Below are 20,106 nucleotides of genomic sequence, written 5' to 3'. Positions count from 1 at the left end.
GGTGCGGCGAGGTGGGTACAGGATACGGCGGGTTTGGAAGGTGGGGACAGATCGGGGTCGAGAAAGTTCAGGACGTTGATTTCGCTCGGGTTCGTTCGCTATCCGCATAGGATAGGCGCTTCAGAATCCCTCTCTCTTTGAGAGAGGGAGGGGCCCGCCGCCGCAGGCGGTGGGAGGGTGAGTGGTTTCACCGCCGGCCGGCAAACCCGCAGCCGTCGAGCCCTTTCGAAACAATCCAGATGTCCACTGTCGGTACGGCCGTCGATCCAGATCCGTCTTCGTCACCGCTTCGTCCTGAGAGACTGTAACCACTCACCCTCCCACCGCTTCGCGGCGGGTCCCTCCCTCTCTCAAAGAGAGAGGGGGAATTGGAAGGAGGCTCGACCTTGAACCGTTTCGTCGTGATCTCCGGCTGTTCCGGCGGCGGCAAGTCGACCTTGCTGGAGGAACTCCGGCGGCGAGGCCATGTCATTGTGGAGGAACCCGGGCGGCGGATCGTGCTGGAGGAATTGGCCGGCGACGGGGCGGCCTTACCTTGGGTCGATCCGGCGGCTTTCGCGCGGCGGGCCGTCGCCATGGCCCTAGCGGATCGCGAGGTCGCGGCGGTGGCCGAAGGCTGGGTGTTCTTCGACCGGGGCCTGGTCGACGCCGCGGCGGCCCTGGAGCACGCGACGGGCGAAGCGGCTTTAGAGCCGCTGGGCCGGACCCATCGCTACCACCGCCAAGTGTTCTTGGCCCCACCCTGGCCGGAGATCTACGTCAACGACCCGGAGCGGCTCCACGGGTTCGAGGCGGCGTCGGCGGAGTATGGGCGGTTGCTGGAAGCCTATGAGCGGCTGGACTACGCGGTGACGATCCTGCCGAAGGCCGGCGTCGGCGCTCGAGCTGAGTTCGTGCTGGAGAGGCTCGGGACGGAGTAGGGGCGGGGACATGCCCTTGCGGCGTGTCCCCAACCGCCGTGCGAGCTCTGGGGACACGCCCAAGGGCGTGTCCCCCGCTTCGCCTACTGCCCCTTCAGCTGCCGATCGAAGAATTCCAGGTGCGTCTTCAGCACGTGGAGGCCCTTGGTCTTGCTGCCGGGCGCGCTGTGGCGCTCTCCCGGATAGAGCATCATCTCGAACGGGATGGCCTTGGTCTCCAGCGCCGCGATCAGGCGGGTGCTGTTCTCGAAGATGACGTTGTCGTCGGCCATGCCGTGCAGCAGCAGCAGGCTGCCGGGCTTGAGGTTCTTCAGGCGGTTGAGCACGTCGGAATTGGCGTAGCCGTCCTTGTTCTCGTCCGGCTTGCCCATGAACTGCTCGGTGTAGTGGGTGTCGTACAGACCCCATTCCGTGGGCGGAGCGCCGGCGGCGCCGGCCTTGAACGGGGTGTCCGGCGCGGTCATCAGCATCAGGGTCATGAAGCCGCCGTAAGACCAGCCCATGACGCCCAGCTTGTCGGCGTCGACATAGGGCAGGCCCGCCAGGAACTTGGCGCCGGCCAGCTGGTCCTCGACCTCGACCGTGCCCATGCGACGGTCCAGGGCCCGCTTGAACTTGGCCGAGCGGTTGGTGCTGCCGCGGTTGTCCAGCTTGAAGATGACGTAGCCGTCTTCCAGGTAAGGACGCTCCGACACCTTCTGCCAGCTGCGGCTGACGGTCTGGGCGTGCGGGCCGCCATAGACCGAGACGATGGCCGGATACTTCTTGGCCGGGTCGAAGCCGACCGGCTTGAGGATCTCGTAATGCAGCACCTCGCCGTCCGAAGCCTTCAGCGTGCCGTACTCGGGGACGGGCAGGGTGGCGGCGTAGGGCGCGTAGGGGTGGCTGGCGTCGAGCCTGTTCTCCTCGATCCAGCGCACGCGCTTGCCGGTGTTGTCATAGAGCGCGGTCTGCGGCGGGGTCTTGGGATCGCTGTAGCCGGCGGTGAAGGCGCCGCCGGTCTCGGCGACCTTGGCGGTCCACCAGCCGCCGGCCGGGGTCAGGGCCTTGGGCTTGCCGGGCTTGGCGTAGCTGACCTCGTAGATGCGGCGCTCCAGCGGGGTGTCGATCGAGGCCGAGAAGATCGCCGTCTTGCGGGCCTCGTCCACGCCCTCCAGGGCGTTCACCGGCCAGTCGCCCTGGGTGATCTGGGCGATCAGCTTGCCGCTGGCGGCGTAGTGGTAGAGGTGCTTGTAGCCCGACTTCTCGGACGACCACAGGAACGTGCCGTCCTTCAGCGGATGGAAGTCGTCGCCCAACTCGATCCAGTGGGCGTCGGTGTCGGTGACGATCGTCTTGCCCTGGCCGGTGGCCGGGTCATAGGCGATCAGCTCGACCGTCTTCTGGTCGCGGGTCTGGCGCTGGACGTACAGGGTCTTGCCGTCGGCCGACCAGTCGACGCGGGCGACATAGATGTCCTTGTTCGGGCCCAGGTCGATCTGGACGGTCTTGCCCGAAGCCAGGTCCTGGACGAACAGGTCGACCACGGCGTTGGGGCGGCCGGCGCGCGGATAGCGCTGCTCGACCACGGTGGCGCCGCCCGGGCCGATGTCGGCGCGCGGGATGATGTCGACCGTGCTCTCGTCGACGCGGGTGTAGGCGATGCTGGTCTCGCTGGGGTTCCACCAGTAGCCGGTGAAGCGGTCCATCTCCTCCTGGGCGACGAACTCGGCCGTGCCGAACGACAGGGCGTCCTTGCCCTCGGTGGTCAGGGCCTTCTCGGCCCCGCCCGCCACCGGCTTGATGTAGAGGTTCTGGTCGCGGACGTAGGAGACGAAGCCGCCCTTGGGCGAGACCTTGGCGTCGACCTCGTCGCCCGGGGTCTGGGTCAGGCGGGTGACCTTGCCGTCGGCGACGCTGTCCAGATAGAGGTCGCCGTCCAGCGGCACCAGGATGAAGCGGCCTTCCTCGTCCCAGCTGTATTCGACGATGCCGCGGGCCGAGACGCGGGCCCGTTCGCGGCGGGCCTTCTCGGCTTCCGACAGCTCCTTGCCGCCCGACGACAGGGCCGCGGAGTCGATCAGGCGATAGGGCTCGCCGCCCTTGACGTCGGCCGCCCACAGGTCCTGGACATTGGCCGCCTCGGCCTTGCCCTTCAGATAGGTCACCCGCTTGCCGTCCGGCGACAGGGCCACGCCCTTGGCCGTGGGGCCGTTCAGGGCCGGGTCGGCGAAGATCCGCTCGGGGGTCAGTTTTTCCGCCAGAACCGGCGACGAAAGGGCGAGGCAGGCCGCGATGGCCAGGAGCGAGGGTCTGATCATGGCGCGGGACGCTATGGGGAAGCGCCGCCGTTGTCAGCAGGGAATGTGGGGCCGGACCGGATGAACTTCCCGTAACGAAGTTCTCGCGTCCGTGATCCGATGTGATCGCCCCATGATTGCGCTGCGCTGCAGCATGCATACCTGAAGCGTGGCCGCTGTTTCATGGAGCGATGATCGCTTCCCAGGCGGCCATATGGGGCTACCTAAATGTCTAACGTCTTGGCGCTGGGACCGCTGGTCGGTTCGGCGCTTTTCGTCGTGCTCGCCGCGGCGGCGTTCGTCGCGCTGTCGGGCATGGTCCGCTACATCGGCAACAACCGCGTGGCGGTGGTTGAGAAGCTGTGGAGCCGGCGCGGTTCGATCGCCGGCGGCCTGATCGCGCTGAAGGAGGAGGCGGGTTTCCAGCCCGACGTCCTGCGCGGCGGCCTGCACTTCTTCTTCCCGTTCCAGTACCGGCTGCACGTCCAGACCCTGGTGACGATCCCGCAGGGGCGGATCGGCTACGTCTTCGCCCGCGACGGCGCGCCGCTGCAGGCCGACCAGGCCCTGGCGACGCACCCCGAGGGCGTCGACTTCCAGAACGCCCGCGCCTTCCTCGAGGCCGGCGGCCAGAAGGGCCCGCAGCGCAAGATCCTGCGCGAAGGCGCCTATGCGATAAACCTGGCCCAGTTCGTGGTGGTGACCAAGGACCGGACCTTCGCCCTCAGCCTGGACCGCGACGAGGCGGCCCTGCTGGCCCAGATGTCGGAGATCATCGAGGAGCGCGGCGGCTTCGAGCCGGTCGTGATCAAGGACGCCGACGACCAGATCGGGGTGATCACCGTGCATGACGGCCCAGGGCTGCCGTCGGGCGAGCTGATCGCGCCGCTGGTGGGCGGCGACCCGGACGATCCGGCGACCTTCCACAACAGCTTCCAGGAGGCCGGCAAGTTCCTGGCCGCCGGCGGCCGCAAGGGTCGCCAGCTGCAGGTGCTGGTCGAAGGCACCTATTACATCAACCGGCTGTTCGCGACCGTCGAGCGGATCAACAAGACCGTGGTCGAGGTCGGCCAGGTGGGCGTGGTGGTGTCCTATACGGGCGCGCTGGGCGCCGACACGTCGGGCGAGGGCTATCGCCACGGCGAGCTGGTGGCCAACGGCGAGCGCGGCGTGTGGCGCGATCCGCTGCTGCCGGGCAAGTACGCCTTCAACACCTATGCCGGCCGCGTGACCATGGTGCCGACCACCAACTTCATCCTGAAGTGGGAGACGATGGCCGTGGGCTCGCACAAGTTCGACGAGAACCTGGCCGAGGTGTCGCTGATCACCCGCGACGCGTTCGAGCCGACCCTGCCGGTCTCGGTCGTGGTGCACATCGACTACCGCAAGGCGCCGCTGGTCATCCAACGGTTCGGCGATATCAAGAAGCTGGTCGAGCAGACCCTGGACCCGATGGTCAGCGCCTACTTCAAGAACATCGGCCAGACCCGCACCCTGATTGAGCTCTTGCAGGACCGCAGCGCGATCCAGGGCCAGTCCAGCGAGGAGATGAAGGCCAAGTTCGGCCTCTATAACCTGGAGCTGCAGGAGGTTCTGATCGGCACGCCGCGTCCTTCGGCCAGCGGCGACGACCAGATCGAGAAGATCCTGACCCAGCTGCGCCAGCGGCAGATCGCCGACGAGCAGGTCGGCACCTACGAGCGGCAGAAGTTCGCCGCCCAGAAGGAGCGCGAGCTGCGCGAGGCCGAGGCCTTGGCCAAGCAGCAGACGGCGATCACCGAGAGCCAGCTGTCGATCCAGGTGCAGCAGAACGCCGGTAAGGCCAACCTGGCCCGCTCGGAGCAGGAGGCCCAGCAGCGCCGGACCCTGGCCAAGGCCGAGGCCGACGCCACCCGCCTGCTCGGCGAGGGCGAGGCCGGCAAGGTCGTGGCCCTGGCGCGGGCCGAGGCCGAGAAGGTGACCAAGGTCGGTCTCGCCACCGCCGAGGCCATCGCCAGCCAGGTCGAGGCCTCGGGCGGCGCCCGCTACCAGCTGGCCCGCCAGGTGGCCGAGCGCTTCGCCGAGGCCCTGGAGACCAGCGGCGTCGACGTGGTGCCCAAGGTCCAGATCACCGGCGCGGGCGGCGAGGGCGCTTCGGGCGGCGTCATGCAGGCCCTGCTGACTCTGCTGATGTCCGAGAAGCTGGGCCTGGCGGTCGAGGCCGCCCCGGTCCAGTACGAGGAGGAGGCGGCCGTGTAGGGCGGGGGAAGCGGCGAGCGACGGGTGCGTCAGCTCGCCGCGCCTTCCGTGTTGGGAATCGCTTGCAATCGCACGCTGTTAGCGGTACCAGCAGCCCCGTGAGGCGCCGAGCGCCTCTGCCCTTCCTGGGCGTTTCCTCCCTAACGACTTCAAAAGCCCGGTCCGTTTGGTCCGGGCTTTCTTTTTGGCCGCTTGGAAAGATGCTAGCTCTCGGGCCTAGGCCGAGAGGATGTTCCCATGAGCGCTGGCAAGCCGCCCAAGAAGAGCGAGATGCTCGAGGTCCGTCTGCCGTACGAGACCAAGGTCGCCTTCATGACGCGGTGCCGCGAGACGCGGCGCACGGCCAGCGAGGCGGTCCGCGTCTTCATCGATCAGGAACTGCAAGGCCGGACGGCCAGGCCCGGCCGGTCCAACCTGGTGTGGCGGGTCGTGGCCGCCGCCGTGGCGGGCCTGGCCGTCGGCGCGGTCGCCGCCCCCTCGCTGGCCCGACCGCTCGCCGCCCACGCGGCCTTCGAGCACCTGGACGCCAACCACGACGGCGTGCTGAGCCGCGAGGAGTTCAACGCGCGCTAGCCGGGGACATGCCCTTGGGCGTGTCCCCAAGTCCTGGCTCGGTGCATGCTGATGGGGACACGCCGCGAGGGCATGTCCCCAGCCGTTACCGGATCGGCTTCAGGAACCGGTCCCACTGCAGGTCCAGCCACGTCCAGGGTTTGAGGATCGACGCGCCCGGTCGCCACGACAGCAGCACGACCTTCGCCCGGCCCACCAGGTTCTCGGCCGGCAGCAGGCCCACGCCCAGCTCGCGCGGAAAGCGGCTGTCCAGCGAGTTGTCGCGGTTGTCGCCCATCACGAAATACTGGCCCGGCGGCACGGCATAAACGTCGGTGTCGTCGCCCGGTTGGCCAGGTCCGCCGTCATAGGTGACGTAGCGGCGGCCGTCGGGCGCGCGCTCCTCGGCGGCCAGCACCCGCCGGTCCGGCGCATCGTGGTCCCAGGTCAGGCCGATGGGGGCCTGGGCCAGGGCCTGGCCGTTGACGAAGACCTGGCCGTTTCGGACCTGGACCCGGTCGCCGGGCAGGCCGATCACGCGCTTGATCCAGGTCTGGGACGGATCGCGCGGCAGCCGGAACACCACCACGTCGCCGCGTCGAGCCGTGCGCTCCGCCAGGCGTCCCTCGAAGAGCGGCGGGTTCAGGGGCAGCGACGCGCGGCTCCAGCCGTAGGCCAGCTTGGAGACCACGATGTAGTCGCCGGTGACGAGGCCCGGCTCCATCGAGGACGAGGGGATGGTGAAGGGCTGGAAGAGCACGATCCGCAAGGCCAGGGCGATGGTCAGGGCCAGGCCGACGGTGCGGGCGATGTCGAGGATCTCGCGGCCGAGGCCGGCGGCGGATCGGGCGGGGGAGGGATGTGTCTCGGTCATGTCCGCAGAACGGCCCGCCCCGCCGCGAAAGACCAGCAAAGCCCTGTCGGGACAGCGGCGGAATCCTGTCCGGACACGAGAAAGGGGCCGGAAGACGTGCTTCCGACCCCCTCTCGATGCTTTGACGCCGAAGCCTAGAACTGCTTGCGGATCGTCACGTAGTACTGGCGCGGGGCGCCCGGCAGCAGGGTCATGGCCGTGCCGGCCGGGTCGGCCTTGGCCGCGCCGCCCGAACCCACCGTCGAGATGTAGTCCTCGTCGGTCAGGTTGGTGATGTTGGCCTGGACTTCGAGGCCGCGCAGCCAGGCGTTGGTTTCGCCGTTGAAGCGGTAGCCCACGGTGAGGTCGGCGACGGTGAAGCCGTCGACCTTCCCGCCGTTGTTCTCGAACGTGTACCAGCGCGAGCTGGTGTAGCTGACGCCGAGATTGGCGAAGAGACCGAGGCCGGCGTCGTAGCCCAGCGTGCCCTTGAGCAGGTGCTTGGGCGTGAACACCACGTCCTTGCCCTCGGTGTGCATGGCCACCGCGCCGTTCGCGCCCGGGACGTCGTCCTTGTACTGGGAGTCGTTGTAGGCGTAGGAGCCGTACAGCGACCAGGCGTCGGTCAGGCGGTATTGGCCGGCCAGCTCGATCCCCTTGGTCTCGACCGCGCCGACGTTCGACAGCACCGCGGGCAGGCCCAGGATCGGCGGGGCCGTGCTGGCGCTGTCCAGGCGGTTCTCGAAGTCGACGTGGTAGAGCGCGGCCACGCCCTGGAAGCGGTCGTTGTGGTAGCGCACGCCGCCTTCGAAGGTCTTGGACGTCTCGGGCTCGAGGTTGTCGCGGATGTAGTCGACCACGGCCTGGTTCTGCGAGGCAAACGGACCCGAGGTGGCGGCCGAGACGAAGGCGGCCATGTTCTCGGTGTAGCCGCCGAACAGCTCCACGCCGTTGTCCAGATCATAGACGACGCCGATCTGGGGCAGGAAGCTGTCCTTGCTCTCGATCTTGCCGTTCAGGCTGCCGACGATCGACTTGACCTCGTTCTCGACCTTCAGGGCCTTGAAGCCGAAGTTGACCTTCAGGGCGTCGGTCACCGACCAGACGTCCTGGATGTAGCCGGTCGTGGTCTTGGTGTTGAACTTGTATTCCCACGAGGTCAGGAACGGGTTGGACTGGAAGTCCAGCGGGTCGCGCGACGGGTGGTCCAGGGTCTCGGCGTAGAACCGGCGGGCCTGGTGGAAGTCGTTGTCCTCGGTCCAGAAGCCGGCGCTGATCGCATGGCTGCCCAGGTCGACATAGACGTTGCCGATCAGGCCCTTGCGGTCGATGTCGTACTCGGTGGTGCGGATCGACAGCGGGGCGGCGTTGGAGCCCACCGTGCCGTAGCCGGGGCTGACGGTGTAGGGCGTGTACCACAGGCCCTGGCCCTGGTTCTTGTGACCGTAGCCCGTCAGGTCGAAGCGGGCCTTGTCGCCCAGGTCGTGCTTGAGGGTGACGGCGTAGATGTCGTCGTCACGGATGCCGGCGCCGGCGTAGTAGGCGTCGTCGGGCGTGGCCACGCCGTACTGGGCGTAGGGGTTGGTCCCCGCGCCGGTCCAGTAGCCGCCGTTCAGGATCGGGGTCGGGCCGGCGTAGTAGGCCGGGTTGTTCAGCACGGTGGCGACGCCGATGGCCTTGGCCCAGTCGGGTTGGAAGTTGTCCCAGTCGCGGCCCAGGCGCTTGATCATGTCGAACGACATGTCCTGGTAGTCCTGCTCGCGGCGTTCGGAGTGGTTATAGAACGCGGTCAGCGAGCCGGCCTCGCCCAGGGGCAGCACGATCTTGGCGTCGTACTGGCGTTGCTTCTGCTCGCTGCCGCCCTTCCACTTGTCGGCCTTCTGGTCGACGGCCGAGACGTAGGCGCGCAGGCCGCCCAGGCTTTCGATGGCGCCGGTGTCGACGCGGCCGAACACCCGGTACATCGAGTCCGAGCCCAGGGTGGCGTTGGTCTGGACGTGGAACTCCTGCGACGGGTCGCGGGTGAAGAACTGCAGCGTGCCGCCCAGGTTCGAGGTCGAGGCGGTCGACAGCGAGCCGGCGCCCTGGGCCAGCTCGACCTTGCCCAGGTCCTCGCTGGTGACGGCGCGGCTGATGTGCAGGCCGTTGTAGTTGCCGTAGCTCATGTCGCCCAGCGGCACGCCGTCCAGGGTGAAGCCCAGGCGGCTCTGGTCGAAGCCGCGGATGGCGACGCGGGTCGACCACTCGTAGGCGCCGAAGGCGTCGGCCGACTGGAAGCTGACGCCCGGCAGCTTCTCGATGGCGCGCAGCGGGCTGGAGCCGGCGGCCAGGACTTCGATCTGGGTGGTGTTGATGGTCTGGACCTGGCGGCTCTGGCCTTGGCCCAGGACGATGACGGCGTCGACTTCGTTGGCGTCGGCCGGAGCGGCGTCGGCGGGAGCCGCGGCCGCGGCGGGTTCGGCGGCCAGGGCCAGGAGCGGCGTGGCCGACAGCAGGGCGCACAAGGCCCCGCCCAGCATCAGGTGTCGTTTCATCGATTGGATCCCCACGCCGGCGCTCAGGGGAGCGGCGCCGGCTTGGAGAGCTGCGGTAACAGTGCTCGGTGACGCCTCGGCGACGGCCGTGTGTCGACTGTTCGACAGTCCGGCGAACAAACGATGACGACGTTGAAAGCCTTACGGGCTCGGGGGCGGGGCTTCGGGCCGGGCGAAGGTCACCGGATCCAGGTCCGCCTGGCTGGGCAGATCTTCCAGGGAACCAGAGCGCAGGAACTCGTAGGCCTTGGCGGCCAGCTCGGGACGTGTCCGCAGCCACTGGAAGGTCCCGCCGTGCTGGGCCCGGTGAAGGATCATCATCCGGGCGTTGGGGAACCAGGGCAGCATGGCCAGGGTGTTCTCGATCGGCGTCGAGGGGTCCCAGTCGCCTTGCACGAACAGGATCGGCGTCGTGTCGCGCACCGGCCGCCGGAAGGCGTCGCCCGCGTCGGGCGTGGGCCATTCGCCCTTGGTCTGTATGTAGGACTCGAAGTCCCATCGGCCGATGACCGGCAAGGCCGGATCGGTCCGCAGCAGGGCCTTCCGCTCAGCCGTCATGTCCAGGCCGATGTTGATCAGGGGATTGATCAGCGAGCGCTCGCCGGCGGCGCGTTCGGCGATCGCGTCGCGGGCCCAGGCGTCATAGCGGCCGTGATAGGCATCCAGCACGAAGCGTGGGAAGCCGGCCGCGTGCTGGGCGGCGTCCAGCAGGGCGTACTGATAGTCCTCGACGCCCAGGACGACCGTTCCGTCCGGCGTGGCCACCGTCACCGGCGCGGTCTCGAGTCGCGCGCGCGTGGCCTCGATCGCCGCCAGCAGCCCGCCGGGCGGCATCCAAGGTTTCAGGCCGGGATCCCGATCTGCCTCCCAGGCGATGCGCTGGTAGACGGCGTAGACTTGGGACGGCATGTCATAGCCGTAGTCCAGGGGCTCGGCCGACGTGATCACCGCCCGCGCCACCAGGCCCGGATGACGCTTCATCACCGCGAAGCCCCACTGTGACCCGAAGCTGGCGGCGACCAGGCTGATCTTCGGATAGTCCAGGGCGTGGGCCAGGTCGGCCACGTCGTCGGCGATCTGGCCGATGCTGTAGCCGGACAGGTCCGCCCGGGGGTAGGCAGCCTGGGCGCGGCGGGCCATGTCGCGCACCATGGCCACGTCGTCGGCCGTCGCGCCCGGCCGATCCAGAGGCAGGGGCGGGGTCTTCAGGGTCATCAGGTCGCCCCGCAGGGTGTAGCCCCGCTGTTCGATGACGACCAAGTCGGCGACCTCGGCGTAGGCCTGCCAGACCTTGACCCTGCGCCGGGCGGCTTCGTCGTGGTCCAGCACGATGTCGAGCATGGTGGCGCCGGGCCCGCCTGCCAGCAGCACGATCGGCGGCGCGCCGGTGGGCCGGGTCGCCTTCACCCGGGCGAAGCCCACCCCGATCAGCCGGCTCCCGGGCTTGTCGCGGTTTTCGGGCACGTAGAGTGTGCCGATCTCGTAGGGCATGGACGAGCCGTCGATCGCCGTCGCTGCGCCGGTCGCGACCGCGAGCTCGCCCGCGTGGCGGCCGCCCTTGATCTCCTGCGCGGTCACGGGGGCCGCCAAGGCCAGCGACAGGAGCAGGGCGAGGCGCTTGATCATGGCGGCGAAATCCCCCAGGCGAGCCGCGGCTCGTCCCACTTGGTATCAACAGACCCGCCGTCGAGACAATTCGCCATCGGCGAGGCGGAGTCCGGGAGCGGCCGAGATTGCGTAAACCCGCCCCGAAGGCTATCTGAGCGCCCGACCCCCGATCCGAAAATACCGAAGAGGCCGACGCCCCCCATGGCTCAGCAATATATTTTCCAGATGCAAGGCCTGACCAAGGCCTATCCCGGCGGCAAGAAGGTCTTCGAGAACATCTGGCTGTCGTTCTACTCCGACGCCAAGATCGGCGTCGTGGGCGTCAACGGCTCGGGTAAGTCGACCCTGCTGAAGGTGATGGCCGGCCTCGACAAGGAATTCTCGGGCGAGGCCAAGGCCGCCGACGGCATCAAGCGCGGCTACCTCCCGCAGGAGCCGGTGCTGGACCCGACCCTGGATGTCTGGGGCAACGTCATCGCCGACTGCGAGGACAAGAAGGTCTTCGACAAATACAACGAGCTGGCGAACAAGCTGGGCGAGGAATACTCCGACGAACTCATGGAGGAGATGACCAAGCTTCAGGAGATCATTGACGCCCGCGACCTGTGGGATATCGACTCCAAGGTCGAGATGGCCATCGACGCCCTGCGCTGCCCGCCCAACGACGCCAACATCGAAAGCCTGTCGGGCGGTGAGAAGCGCCGCATCGCCCTGGCCCGCCTGCTGCTCAGCAAGCCGGACATGCTGCTGCTCGACGAACCGACCAACCACCTGGACGCCGAGTCGGTGGCCTGGCTGCAGCACCACCTGGAAGAGTTCCCGGGCTGCGTGATCCTGGTCACCCACGACCGCTACTTCCTGGACCAGGTCACCAAGTGGACCCTGGAGCTGGATCGCGGCAAGGGCATCCCCTACGAGGGCAACTACTCCGGCTGGCTGGAGCAGAAGCAGAAGCGCGTCGTCCAGGAGCAGTCGGAATCGGAAGCCCGCCAGCGCGCGCTCACCCGCGAACTGGAATGGGTCCGCAGCTCGCCCAAGGCCCGTCAGTCCAAGTCGAAGGCCCGCCTGGCGTCGTACGAGGAGATGGTCGCCGCGCAGGAGAACGCCCGCGCCGCCCAGACCCAGGCCCACATCCAGATCCCGCCCGGTCCGCGCCTCGGCAACGTCGTGCTCGAGGTCACCGGCCTGGAGAAGGAATACGGCGACAAGGTGCTGTTCAAGGACCTGTCGTTCAAGCTGCCGCCGAACGGCATCGTCGGCGTCATCGGCCCGAACGGCGCGGGTAAGTCCACGCTGTTCAAGCTGATCACCGGCCGCGAGCAGCCCGACCAGGGCACGGTCAAGGTCGGCGAGACCGTCAAGCTGTCCTATGTCGACCAGTCGCGCGACGCGCTGGACCCGAACAAGACCATCTGGGAAGAGATCAGCGGCGGCACCGACGTGATGATCGTCGGCAAGCGCGAAATCAACAGCCGCGCCTATGTCGGCAGCTTCAACTTCAAGGGCGGCGACCAGCAGAAGAAGGTCGGCCTGCTGTCGGGCGGTGAGCGCAACCGCGTCCACCTGGCCAAGACCCTGGCCACCGGCGGCAACCTGCTGCTGCTCGACGAACCGACCAACGACCTGGACATCGAGACCCTGCAGGCCCTGGAAGAGGCCCTGGAAGAGTTCGCCGGCTGCGCCGTGGTCATCAGCCACGATCGCTGGTTCCTGGACCGCCTGGCGACCCACATCCTGGCCTTCGAGGGCGACAGCCACGTCGAATGGTTCGAAGGCAACTTCGAGATGTACGAGGAAGACAAGAAGCGCCGCCTGGGCGCCGACAGCCTGATCCCCAAGCGCATCAAGTTCCAGAAGTTCGCCCGCTAGGCGCGGACGGATCGTCGGACTTCGGACGGGGCGGCCTGAAAGGGTCGCCCCGTCTTCGTTCCGGAGCCTACTTCGGTTCGGTCGGCGCGCCGGGCGTCGTGGTCGAGCCGGGCAGGTTCGAGCCGGGCGCGGGCGTGGCCGAGTCCGGCATGGTCGGCGGCGTGGACGGCATGCTGGTCGAGGAGTCCGACGGCATGCTGGTCGAAGCCGACGGGTTCACCGAGGTGTCGGTGGTCGTCGAGGTCGAGGCGGGCGGGGCCGTGGCGGCGGTGTCGGTGGACATGCCGGTCGAGGCCGAGCCGCTCCACCAGTCCTTGCTGGCCCGGACCTTGGGCGAGGCCTTCAGATAGGCGTCCAGCTGGGCGTAGGGGATCGGCTGCGACGGACCGATGGCCGCGGCCGCCTTGGCTTGCGGCGCGGCCACGGCGGCGCCCGAGACGAGCGCGGCCAGCGCGACGCCTGCGGCGAGCGTTCTGATCATCATGGGAGTTTTCTCCAGGCCTGGCGCGCCGAAAGGACGCGTCGGCAAATGAAACCCTTCGGCGCGGCGACGGTTCACAGCTTGGCCTTTCGCGGGGAACCCATCGCCGCGCGGCCGGGTTTCGCTGGCCAGTTCCTCGCCAGCCCGGAGGCCCCATGCCCGATCAGACCCTCGCCGGCCGCAAGGTCGCCGTCCTCGCCACCGACGGCTTCGAGCAGTCGGAACTGGAGACGCCCGTCGAGGCCCTGAAGGCCGCCGGGGCGAGCGTCGAGGTGGTCTCGCCCAAGGCCGGCCAGATCAAGGGCTGGAAGAGCCATGACTGGGGTTCCGCCGTGCCGGTGGACCGCGAACTGGCCTCTGCCGATGCGGCCGCCTACGACGCCCTCGTCCTGCCGGGCGGGGTGATGAACCCCGACGCCTTGCGGCTGGAGCCCAAGGCCATCGCCTTCATCCGCCACTTCGTCACCCAGAAGAAGCCGATCGCGGCGATCTGCCATGGCCCCTGGACCCTGATCAACGCGGGCGGGGTTGAGAGCAAGCACATGACCTCGTGGCCGTCGCTGGAGCTGGACCTGCGCAACGCCGGCGCGCACTGGACGGATCGCGAGGTCGTGGTCGACCAGGGTCTGGTCACCTCGCGCAAGCCGGACGACCTGCCGGCCTTCTGCGCCAAGATGATCGAGGAATTCGCCGAGGGGCGTCATTAGGATTCGCGTGATCACATCTCCGGGATCGGGGCGCCGATGGCGTTCGCGGGGAACTGGAGTAGCTTGATCCCGCGAACTGGATTCCGATCTTCAGGTACAGATCGCGAAGGCGTGGGCCGCGTTGGTCCAACGTCGTTCGGGATGGAGAACAGGCATGCCCCAAACGCCCGCCGAAAAGCCCCACATCGTCCTTTCCCACGAGATGCTGATGCCGCTGCAGCCGCTTCTCGAGGGGGCGTACCAGGTGCACAGGCTGTGGGACTATCCGGATCGGCTGGCGTTCCTCGACGGGCCGGGTCGCCAGGTGCGGGCCATCGTCCACGCCGGCGAGATGGTGCTGGCCAAGGACCTGCTGTCGGAGATGCCCCGGCTGGGCCTGATCGCCTGCGTCAGCGTCGGCTATGACGGCGTCGATGTGCCGTGGTGCAAGCAGCACGGCATCGCCGTGACCCATTCGACGGGCCTGAACGCCGCCGATGTCGCCGACCACGCGGTGGGGCTGGTGCTGGCCGCCTGGCGTGGCATCGTCGAGGGCGACCAGAAGCTGCGCAGCGGCCACTGGACCAGCATGGAGCGGATGAGCCCCCGCCACGGCCTGCGCGGCCGCAAGGCCGGCATCGTCGGCCTGGGCCATATCGGCGAGGCGGTGGCCCAGCGGCTGGAGGCCTTCGAGCTGAAGGTCTCGTGGTGGGCGCCGCGCCCCAAGGAGACCGAGCGCCCGCGCGCCAAGAGCCTGCTGGACCTGGCCCGCGACAGCGACATCCTGGTGGTGTGCGCCCGGCCGGACGCCACCAACCGGCACATGATCAACGAGGCCGTGCTCAACGCCCTGGGGCCGCAGGGGCTGCTGGTCAACGTGGCGCGCGGTTCGCTGGTCGACGAGGACGCCCTGATCGCCGCCCTCAAGGACGGCCGCCTGGGCATGGCGGGGCTGGACGTGTTCGACCACGAGCCGACCCCGGCCGCGCGCTGGGCCGGCGTGCCCCACACCGTGCTGACGCCGCACACGGCCGGCGCGACCCTGGACAGCATCCCGGCCATGGTCGGGCTGACGGTCGAGAACCTGCGTCGGTTCTTCAAGGGCGAGGCCCTGGCCTCGCCGGTGGACGGCTAGGCGCGGATGAAAGCCCTCGGCCTGGGCGGCGCGATCGCCCTGGTGTCGGCCGTCGCCGTGCTGGCGGCCGACGCGACCCATCCGTCGCCGGGCGAGTACCGGATCGACTCCGAGACGACCACTCTCTCGCACGCGGGGCCGATGGTCCTGAAATCCGTGCAGCGGGTCGACGGCGCGACGGGGAACGTCACGGTCGAGCAGTCCGCCCCCGACGGGACCACGACGCGGCAGGACTATCCGGGGCAGGGGCCCAACCGCTTCTGCTCGGGATCGGGTCCCCCGCCGCCGGGCGCGGCGGCCTGCGTCAACCGGGCGTACAGCGCCCTTCCGGGCGGCGGCTCGAGCCAGCAGGCGGTCTGCGCCGGCGGCCAGACCCTGTCGTCCAACTGGCGGCGGCTGGCGGACGGGCGCTGGGAGCACACGTTCGAGACCCGGATCGTCACGGCGCCGGCGGCCGGGACGGACCCGCGCACGACGGCGGCCATGGCCCCGGTCATCGCCCAGATCGAGGAGACCATCCGCTCGGGTCCGCCCGAAGAGGCCGAGGCCGCCAAGCAGCAGCTGGCGGCGCTCAAGGCCAGCCTGGGCGGTGCCGCCGCGTCCAACGGTCCGACCGTGACGGTTCGCGAGGTCTGGACCAAGGTCGCCGACCGCTGCGGCTAGGCCGGGAAGGGCGCCGCGAAGGCCTCCGGTTCCAGCCGCAGGCCGTTCGCCAGAAGGCTGACCGTCCGGTAGAAGCCGGCCAACATCATCAGCTCGATCAGCGCCTCCTCAGAGAAGGCCTCGACCAGCCGCGCCCACAGCGCGTCGTCGATATCGGCCTGGACGTGGACCGCGTCGCAGAAGGCGATCAGCAGCGCCTCGCGCGGGGTCCAGCAGGCGGCGACGCCCGGCGTCGTGGTGGCGGCCAGCTGTTCGGCGTCGAGTCCGGCGGCCTCCGCGAAGAGGGTCGCGTGCACGCCCCATTCATAGCCGCAGCGGTTCAGGGCGCAGGTCCGGTGGATGACGATCTCGCGCTCGCGCAGGGGCAGGCGGCCGGGATCCAGCAGGCCGCCGCCGGTGAAGCGGGCGAACAGCCGCTCGTCCCGCGCCAGGGTGCGGAACAGCGACAGCGGTTCGTCGCCGGGGGTCTTCAGCCGGTCGAGCGTCTGGGCGACGGCGGGCGGGTAGGGCGGCGTGGCCGGGGCGATCCTGGGCGACATGCGAAATCCTCCATGCTACAAAATTTGTATCATGACGGATCGCGATATTGCTACAAAAAATGAAGCGCCCCTGGAGGCGCCTCTGCCGGGGCGCGCCGTTCGCGGCTCGACGACCGGCAAGCCGATCATGGCGGCGCTGGACCTGCTGGGCCGGCGCGGGGCGCTGCGGATCGTCTGGGAGCTGCGCGAGGGGCGGGTCCTGACCTTCCGCGCCCTGCAGGCGGCGGCCGAGCTGCCGCCCGGCACGCTCAACACCCGTCTGGCGGAACTGCGCGCCGCTGATATCGTGTCGGCCGAGGACGGCTATCGTCTCAGCCCGCGCGGGGCGGCGCTGATCGAGGCCCTCTGGCCGCTGATGGCCTGGTCGCTGGCCTGGGCGGACGAACTGGGAGGCTGAGGATGGCGAAGGTCCTGGGACTGGGCGGGGTGTTCTTCAAGGCCGAGGATCCGGCCGCGCTGCGGGGCTGGTACGCCCGGGTGCTGGGCCTGGAGGTGTCGGATTGGGGCGCGATGTTCCAGCATCCCAAGGTGGGCGCGGTGACCTGGGCGCCGTTCGACGCCGCGACGCGCTACTTCGAGCCGTCTCAGGCCGGGTTCATGATCAACTTCATCGTCGACGACCTGGATGGGGTGCTGGCCCGCGCGGCGTCCGAGGGCGTGGAGCCGACCGGACGGCAGGACGACGAGGGCATGGGGAAGTTCGCCTGGCTGATCGATCCGGCCGGGGTCAAAATCGAGCTCTGGCAGCCGTCAAAGCCTTCCGCCGAGGCATAGTTTGCCGCGCCGGTCCGCTTGAGCCGCGTCGCGTCTCGCCGTCGCGGGATCGGATTTAGCTTGCCAAATCGGACATAAAGATATCTTTATATCCCCTATGAAGGTGTCGTCCGAACAGGTCGTGGATCTGCTGCGCGCGGCGGGGGAATCGACCCGCCTGCGCGTGCTGGCCCTGCTGGCGGCCGAGGAGTTGTCGGTGCTGGAGCTGTGCCGGATCCTCGACCAGAGCCAGCCCCGCGTCTCGCGTCACCTGAAGCTTTTGGCCGAGGCCGGGCTGGTCGAGCGGTTTCCCGACGGCGCCTGGGTCTTCTATCGCCTGGCCCTGAAGTCGCCCGGCCGCGCCGTGATCGACCAGGCCCTCGACCTGATCGATCCGCACGACCCCGTCGTCCAGGGCGACGCCGAACGTCTGGCCCTGGTGCGCGCCGAGCGCACGGCCGGCGCCCAGGCCTATTTCGCCCGCAACGCCGCGCGCTGGAACGAGATCCGTTCGCTCTACGTCGACGAGGCCGAGGTCGAGGCCGCCATCCTGCAGGCGGCGGGCGAGGGGCCCTTCGACGAGATGGTCGACCTGGGCGCGGGCGCGGGCCGCATGCTGACCCTGTTCGGCAACCGCGCGGGGATGGCCCTGGGCCTGGACCTGTCGCAGCAGATGCTGAACATCGCCCGCGACGAGGTGGCCAAGGCGGGCCTGGCGCGGTGCGAACTGCGCCACGGTGACATCTTCGCCACCGGCCTGCCGGGCGGCTGCGCCGACCTGGTGACCGTCCACCAGGTGCTGCACTATCTGGGCGACCCCGCCGCGGCCGTGGCCGAGGCCGCGCGCCTGGTGGCCGACGGCGGCCTGCTGCTGATCGCCGACTTCGCGCCGCACGACCACGAATCCCTGCGCGAGAGCCACCAGCATCGCCGCCTGGGCTTCGCCGACGCCGAGATCATACCCTGGATCGAGGCCACCGGCCTGGTCCTGGACGCCAACATCGCCCTGCCGCCGACCTCCGCAGAGGGGTTGACCGTCAAGATCTGGACGGCCCGCCGTCCGGTGACCCGAACCGCCGCCAAGAACGCTGAAAGAAGCGCCGCATGACCGTTCCTACTCCCCGCCGCGTCCTGGGTCCGGTCGCCCGCGCCGGCGAGCGCACCGACCGCCCGCGCGTCTCGTTCGAGTTCTTCCCGCCGAAGACGGAAGCGATGGAGGAGAACCTGTGGGCGGCGATCAAGCGCCTGGCCCCGCTGGACCCGGCCTTCGTCTCGGTGACCTACGGGGCCGGCGGCTCGACGCGCGAGCGCACGCACCGCACCGTCAAGCGCATCCTCGAAGAGACGACCCTGAAGCCCGCCGCCCACCTGACCTGCGTCGGCGCCAGCCGTGACGAGGTCGACGAGGTGATCCGCGAGTATTGGGAGACGGGCGTGCGCCACATCGTGTCGCTGCGTGGCGACCCGCCTCCGGGCGAGGGCGGCATCGGCGGCGTCTATGTGCCCCGCGAGGACGGCTACAAGAACGCCACCGAGCTGACCTCGGCGATCAAGGGCATCGCGCCGTTCGACGTGCTGGTCGGGGTCTATCCCGAGAAGCATCCCGAGAGCCCGTCGCTGGATCACGACGTCGAGGTCCTGAAGGCCAAGGTCGACGCCGGGGCCACCCTGGCGATCAGCCAGTTCTTCTTCGACACCGACGCCTTCCTGCGGTTCGTGGACAAGGTCCGCAAGGCCGGGATCACCATCCCGATCGTGCCGGGCATCATGCCGGTGACCAACTTCAAGGGCCTGGTGAAGATGTCGGCCGCCTGCCAGACGGCGGTGCCGGGCTGGCTGGCCAACCTGTTCGACGGCCTGGACGAGGACGCCGACACCCGCCGCCTGATCGCCTGCTCGGTGGCCGCCGAGATGTGCGCCAAGCTGCAGGAGCAGGGCTTCAGCGACTTCCACTTCTACACCCTGAACCGGGCCGACCTGGTCTATGCGATCTGCCGCGTGCTGGGCGTGCGCGAGACCGCGCCCACGGCGTCGGAGGCCGCGGCGTGAAACGGGCGGCCTCGATCCTCCTGGCGGCCCTGACCCTGGCGACCTGCGTCGCCGGGACGACGGCGCACGCCGACGATCCGGCCAACTGGACCAAGCCGATCCGCCCCTACCGGGTGGTCGGCAACATCTACTATGTCGGTTCCGAAGGCCTGTCGGCCTGGCTGATCTCGTCGTCCGAGGGCCACGTGCTGCTCGACAGCGGGCCGTCGGCCGCCGGGGCCAAGCTGATCGAGGCCAACATCCAGGCCCTGGGCTTCAAGCTCTCGGACGTGAAGATCCTGATCAACACCCACGCCCACTACGACCACGCGGGCGGCCTGGCCCAGTTGAAGGCCGACACCGGCGCCAAGGTCTGGGCCTCGCGCCCCGACGAGCCGGCGCTCGAGAAGGGCCAGCACTTCGGCGACAACGACAACGGCCTGACGCCGTTCCCGGCCGTGAATGTCGATAAGGCGTTCGGCGACGGCCAGAAGCTGAAGCTGGGCGAGATCACCCTGATCGCCCACCTGACGCCCGGCCACACGATCGGCTGCACCACCTGGACCACCCAGGTGGTCGACCGCGACCGGCCGCTGAACGTGACCTTCAACTGCTCGACCTCGGTGGCCGGCAACGTGCTGGTGGGCAACAAGACCTACAAGACCATCGTCGCCGACTACCGCGCCACCTTCGCGGCGCTGAAGGCCCTGCCCACCGACGTGATGCTGCCCAGCCACGAGGAGCAGGGGAACCTGCTGGCCAAGCGCAGGAAGATGCTGAGCGGCGACGTCAACGCCTTCGTCGATCCCACCGAACTGGCCCGCTACGCCACCACCTCGGAGGCGGCCTTCGACAAGGCGCTGGCCGAGCAGCAGGCCGCCCGCAAACCGTGACGCCGGCCCCGCGCCGGCAGATTTGAGTTCCGCTTCCTCGCGAAGCGCTAGAAAGACCCCCGAACGCCGGACTCC

17 protein-coding genes and 2 pseudogenes are annotated in these 20,106 nt (G+C 69.0%); 12 read left to right on the top strand and 7 right to left on the bottom strand.

What is annotated here, in order from left to right; translation table 11 throughout:
- Positions 1 to 386 precede the first annotated feature (386 nt).
- Positions 387 to 920, top strand: coding sequence for an AAA family ATPase (locus WAE60_RS22940; RefSeq protein WP_029915529.1), 534 nt, complete (start codon positions 387 to 389; stop codon positions 918 to 920).
- Positions 921 to 1,003: 83 nt separating this feature from the next.
- On the opposite strand, the gene WAE60_RS22935 is transcribed toward WAE60_RS22940, so the two are convergent.
- Complete coding sequence (locus tag WAE60_RS22935) at positions 1,004 to 3,220, bottom strand: S9 family peptidase (RefSeq protein ID WP_337689056.1); 2,217 nt, start codon at positions 3,218 to 3,220, stop codon at positions 1,004 to 1,006.
- Positions 3,221 to 3,427: 207 nt separating this feature from the next.
- Here WAE60_RS22935 and WAE60_RS22930 point away from each other — a divergent pair, with 207 nt between their 5' ends.
- Positions 3,428 to 5,437 (top strand): SPFH domain-containing protein, encoded by a 2,010-nt coding sequence (locus tag WAE60_RS22930; RefSeq protein WP_337689055.1) that lies wholly within the window; start codon positions 3,428 to 3,430, stop codon positions 5,435 to 5,437.
- Between the two features lie 237 nt (positions 5,438 to 5,674).
- Positions 5,675 to 6,010, top strand: coding sequence for an EF-hand domain-containing protein (locus WAE60_RS22925; protein ID WP_337689052.1), 336 nt, complete (start codon positions 5,675 to 5,677; stop codon positions 6,008 to 6,010).
- Between the two features lie 85 nt (positions 6,011 to 6,095).
- Here WAE60_RS22925 and lepB read toward each other — a convergent pair whose 3' ends face one another.
- From lepB to WAE60_RS22910, 3 genes are all read right to left on the bottom strand, one after another.
- A complete protein-coding gene (lepB, locus tag WAE60_RS22920; protein WP_337689050.1) occupies positions 6,096 to 6,863 on the bottom strand; it encodes a signal peptidase I in 768 nt (255 codons plus the stop codon).
- A gap of 134 nt (positions 6,864 to 6,997) precedes the next feature.
- Positions 6,998 to 9,376: a TonB-dependent receptor gene (locus WAE60_RS22915; RefSeq protein ID WP_337689048.1), complete on the bottom strand. Its 2,379-nt coding sequence runs from the start codon at positions 9,374 to 9,376 to the stop codon at positions 6,998 to 7,000.
- A gap of 141 nt (positions 9,377 to 9,517) precedes the next feature.
- Positions 9,518 to 11,002 carry an alpha/beta hydrolase gene (locus WAE60_RS22910; RefSeq protein WP_029915542.1) on the bottom strand — a complete coding sequence of 495 codons (1,485 nt, stop codon included), beginning with the start codon at positions 11,000 to 11,002 and terminating at the stop codon, positions 9,518 to 9,520.
- Positions 11,003 to 11,185: 183 nt separating this feature from the next.
- On the opposite strand from WAE60_RS22910, the gene ettA reads away from it, so the two are divergent.
- Complete coding sequence (ettA, locus tag WAE60_RS22905) at positions 11,186 to 12,853, top strand: energy-dependent translational throttle protein EttA (protein WP_029915544.1); 1,668 nt, start codon at positions 11,186 to 11,188, stop codon at positions 12,851 to 12,853.
- Between the two features lie 67 nt (positions 12,854 to 12,920).
- Here ettA and WAE60_RS22900 read toward each other — a convergent pair whose 3' ends face one another.
- Complete coding sequence (locus tag WAE60_RS22900) at positions 12,921 to 13,337, bottom strand: hypothetical protein (RefSeq protein ID WP_029915545.1); 417 nt, start codon at positions 13,335 to 13,337, stop codon at positions 12,921 to 12,923.
- 152 nt (positions 13,338 to 13,489) lie between these two features.
- On the opposite strand from WAE60_RS22900, the gene WAE60_RS22895 reads away from it, so the two are divergent.
- The 3 genes from WAE60_RS22895 (at position 13,490) to WAE60_RS22885 (ending at position 15,818) form a co-directional block, all read left to right on the top strand.
- Complete coding sequence (locus WAE60_RS22895; protein WP_337689045.1) at positions 13,490 to 14,041, top strand: type 1 glutamine amidotransferase domain-containing protein; 552 nt, start codon at positions 13,490 to 13,492, stop codon at positions 14,039 to 14,041.
- Positions 14,042 to 14,195: 154 nt separating this feature from the next.
- Positions 14,196 to 15,155 carry a 2-hydroxyacid dehydrogenase gene (locus WAE60_RS22890; protein ID WP_029915549.1) on the top strand — a complete coding sequence of 320 codons (960 nt, stop codon included), beginning with the start codon at positions 14,196 to 14,198 and terminating at the stop codon, positions 15,153 to 15,155.
- Positions 15,156 to 15,161: 6 nt separating this feature from the next.
- A complete protein-coding gene (locus WAE60_RS22885; RefSeq protein WP_029915551.1) occupies positions 15,162 to 15,818 on the top strand; it encodes a hypothetical protein in 657 nt (218 codons plus the stop codon).
- On the opposite strand, the pseudogene WAE60_RS22880 reads toward WAE60_RS22885, so the two are convergent.
- Positions 15,815 to 16,021: pseudogene (locus tag WAE60_RS22880) on the bottom strand (carboxymuconolactone decarboxylase family protein); the annotation flags it as partial. The gene WAE60_RS22885 and the pseudogene WAE60_RS22880 overlap by 4 nt on opposite strands.
- 3 nt (positions 16,022 to 16,024) lie before the next feature.
- A pseudogene (locus tag WAE60_RS22875) lies at positions 16,025 to 16,357 on the bottom strand (carboxymuconolactone decarboxylase family protein); the annotation flags it as partial.
- Positions 16,358 to 16,388: 31 nt separating this feature from the next.
- Between WAE60_RS22875 and WAE60_RS22870 the strand changes: the two are divergent.
- The 5 genes from WAE60_RS22870 to blaCAU all read left to right on the top strand — a co-directional run bounded on the left by WAE60_RS22870 (position 16,389) and on the right by blaCAU (position 20,031).
- Positions 16,389 to 16,754, top strand: coding sequence for a transcriptional regulator (locus tag WAE60_RS22870; protein WP_337689042.1), 366 nt, complete (start codon positions 16,389 to 16,391; stop codon positions 16,752 to 16,754).
- A 2-nt stretch (positions 16,755 to 16,756) separates the two neighbouring features.
- A complete protein-coding gene (locus tag WAE60_RS22865; RefSeq protein ID WP_337689040.1) occupies positions 16,757 to 17,131 on the top strand; it encodes a VOC family protein in 375 nt (124 codons plus the stop codon).
- 97 nt (positions 17,132 to 17,228) lie between these two features.
- Positions 17,229 to 18,218, top strand: a complete 990-nt coding sequence (locus tag WAE60_RS22860) for a metalloregulator ArsR/SmtB family transcription factor (protein ID WP_029915560.1) — start codon at positions 17,229 to 17,231, stop codon at positions 18,216 to 18,218.
- Positions 18,215 to 19,159 (top strand): methylenetetrahydrofolate reductase [NAD(P)H], encoded by a 945-nt coding sequence (gene metF, locus WAE60_RS22855; protein ID WP_029915562.1) that lies wholly within the window; start codon positions 18,215 to 18,217, stop codon positions 19,157 to 19,159. Before WAE60_RS22860 ends, metF begins: the two co-directional genes overlap by 4 nt.
- Positions 19,156 to 20,031 (top strand): CAU/MBL1b family subclass B3 metallo-beta-lactamase, encoded by an 876-nt coding sequence (gene blaCAU, locus WAE60_RS22850; protein ID WP_337689035.1) that lies wholly within the window; start codon positions 19,156 to 19,158, stop codon positions 20,029 to 20,031. Before metF ends, blaCAU begins: the two co-directional genes overlap by 4 nt.
- Positions 20,032 to 20,106: the final 75 nt, after the last annotated feature.

The sequence above is a fragment of the Caulobacter sp. CCG-8 genome, from assembly GCF_037402475.1.
Taxonomy (GTDB): domain Bacteria; phylum Pseudomonadota; class Alphaproteobacteria; order Caulobacterales; family Caulobacteraceae; genus Caulobacter.
Note: the sequence above shows the minus strand (reverse complement) of the source record. Positions and strands in the feature narration are given on the sequence as shown.

Excerpts from the sequence above, each read along its gene's own strand:
- WAE60_RS22935 (WP_337689056.1), bottom strand. The coding sequence starts at position 3,220 with ATGATCAGACCCTCGCTCCTGGCCATCGCGGCCTGCCTCGCCCTTTCG.
- WAE60_RS22930 (WP_337689055.1), top strand. The coding sequence starts at position 3,428 with ATGTCTAACGTCTTGGCGCTGGGACCGCTGGTCGGTTCGGCGCTTTTC.
- WAE60_RS22925 (WP_337689052.1), top strand. The coding sequence starts at position 5,675 with ATGAGCGCTGGCAAGCCGCCCAAGAAGAGCGAGATGCTCGAGGTCCGT.
- lepB (WP_337689050.1), bottom strand. The coding sequence starts at position 6,863 with ATGACCGAGACACATCCCTCCCCCGCCCGATCCGCCGCCGGCCTCGGC.
- WAE60_RS22915 (WP_337689048.1), bottom strand. The coding sequence starts at position 9,376 with ATGAAACGACACCTGATGCTGGGCGGGGCCTTGTGCGCCCTGCTGTCG.
- WAE60_RS22910 (WP_029915542.1), bottom strand. The coding sequence starts at position 11,002 with ATGATCAAGCGCCTCGCCCTGCTCCTGTCGCTGGCCTTGGCGGCCCCC.
- ettA (WP_029915544.1), top strand. The coding sequence starts at position 11,186 with ATGGCTCAGCAATATATTTTCCAGATGCAAGGCCTGACCAAGGCCTAT.
- WAE60_RS22900 (WP_029915545.1), bottom strand. The coding sequence starts at position 13,337 with ATGATGATCAGAACGCTCGCCGCAGGCGTCGCGCTGGCCGCGCTCGTC.
- WAE60_RS22895 (WP_337689045.1), top strand. The coding sequence starts at position 13,490 with ATGCCCGATCAGACCCTCGCCGGCCGCAAGGTCGCCGTCCTCGCCACC.
- WAE60_RS22890 (WP_029915549.1), top strand. The coding sequence starts at position 14,196 with ATGCCCCAAACGCCCGCCGAAAAGCCCCACATCGTCCTTTCCCACGAG.
- WAE60_RS22885 (WP_029915551.1), top strand. The coding sequence starts at position 15,162 with ATGAAAGCCCTCGGCCTGGGCGGCGCGATCGCCCTGGTGTCGGCCGTC.
- WAE60_RS22870 (WP_337689042.1), top strand. The coding sequence starts at position 16,389 with ATGACGGATCGCGATATTGCTACAAAAAATGAAGCGCCCCTGGAGGCG.
- WAE60_RS22865 (WP_337689040.1), top strand. The coding sequence starts at position 16,757 with ATGGCGAAGGTCCTGGGACTGGGCGGGGTGTTCTTCAAGGCCGAGGAT.
- WAE60_RS22860 (WP_029915560.1), top strand. The coding sequence starts at position 17,229 with ATGAAGGTGTCGTCCGAACAGGTCGTGGATCTGCTGCGCGCGGCGGGG.
- metF (WP_029915562.1), top strand. The coding sequence starts at position 18,215 with ATGACCGTTCCTACTCCCCGCCGCGTCCTGGGTCCGGTCGCCCGCGCC.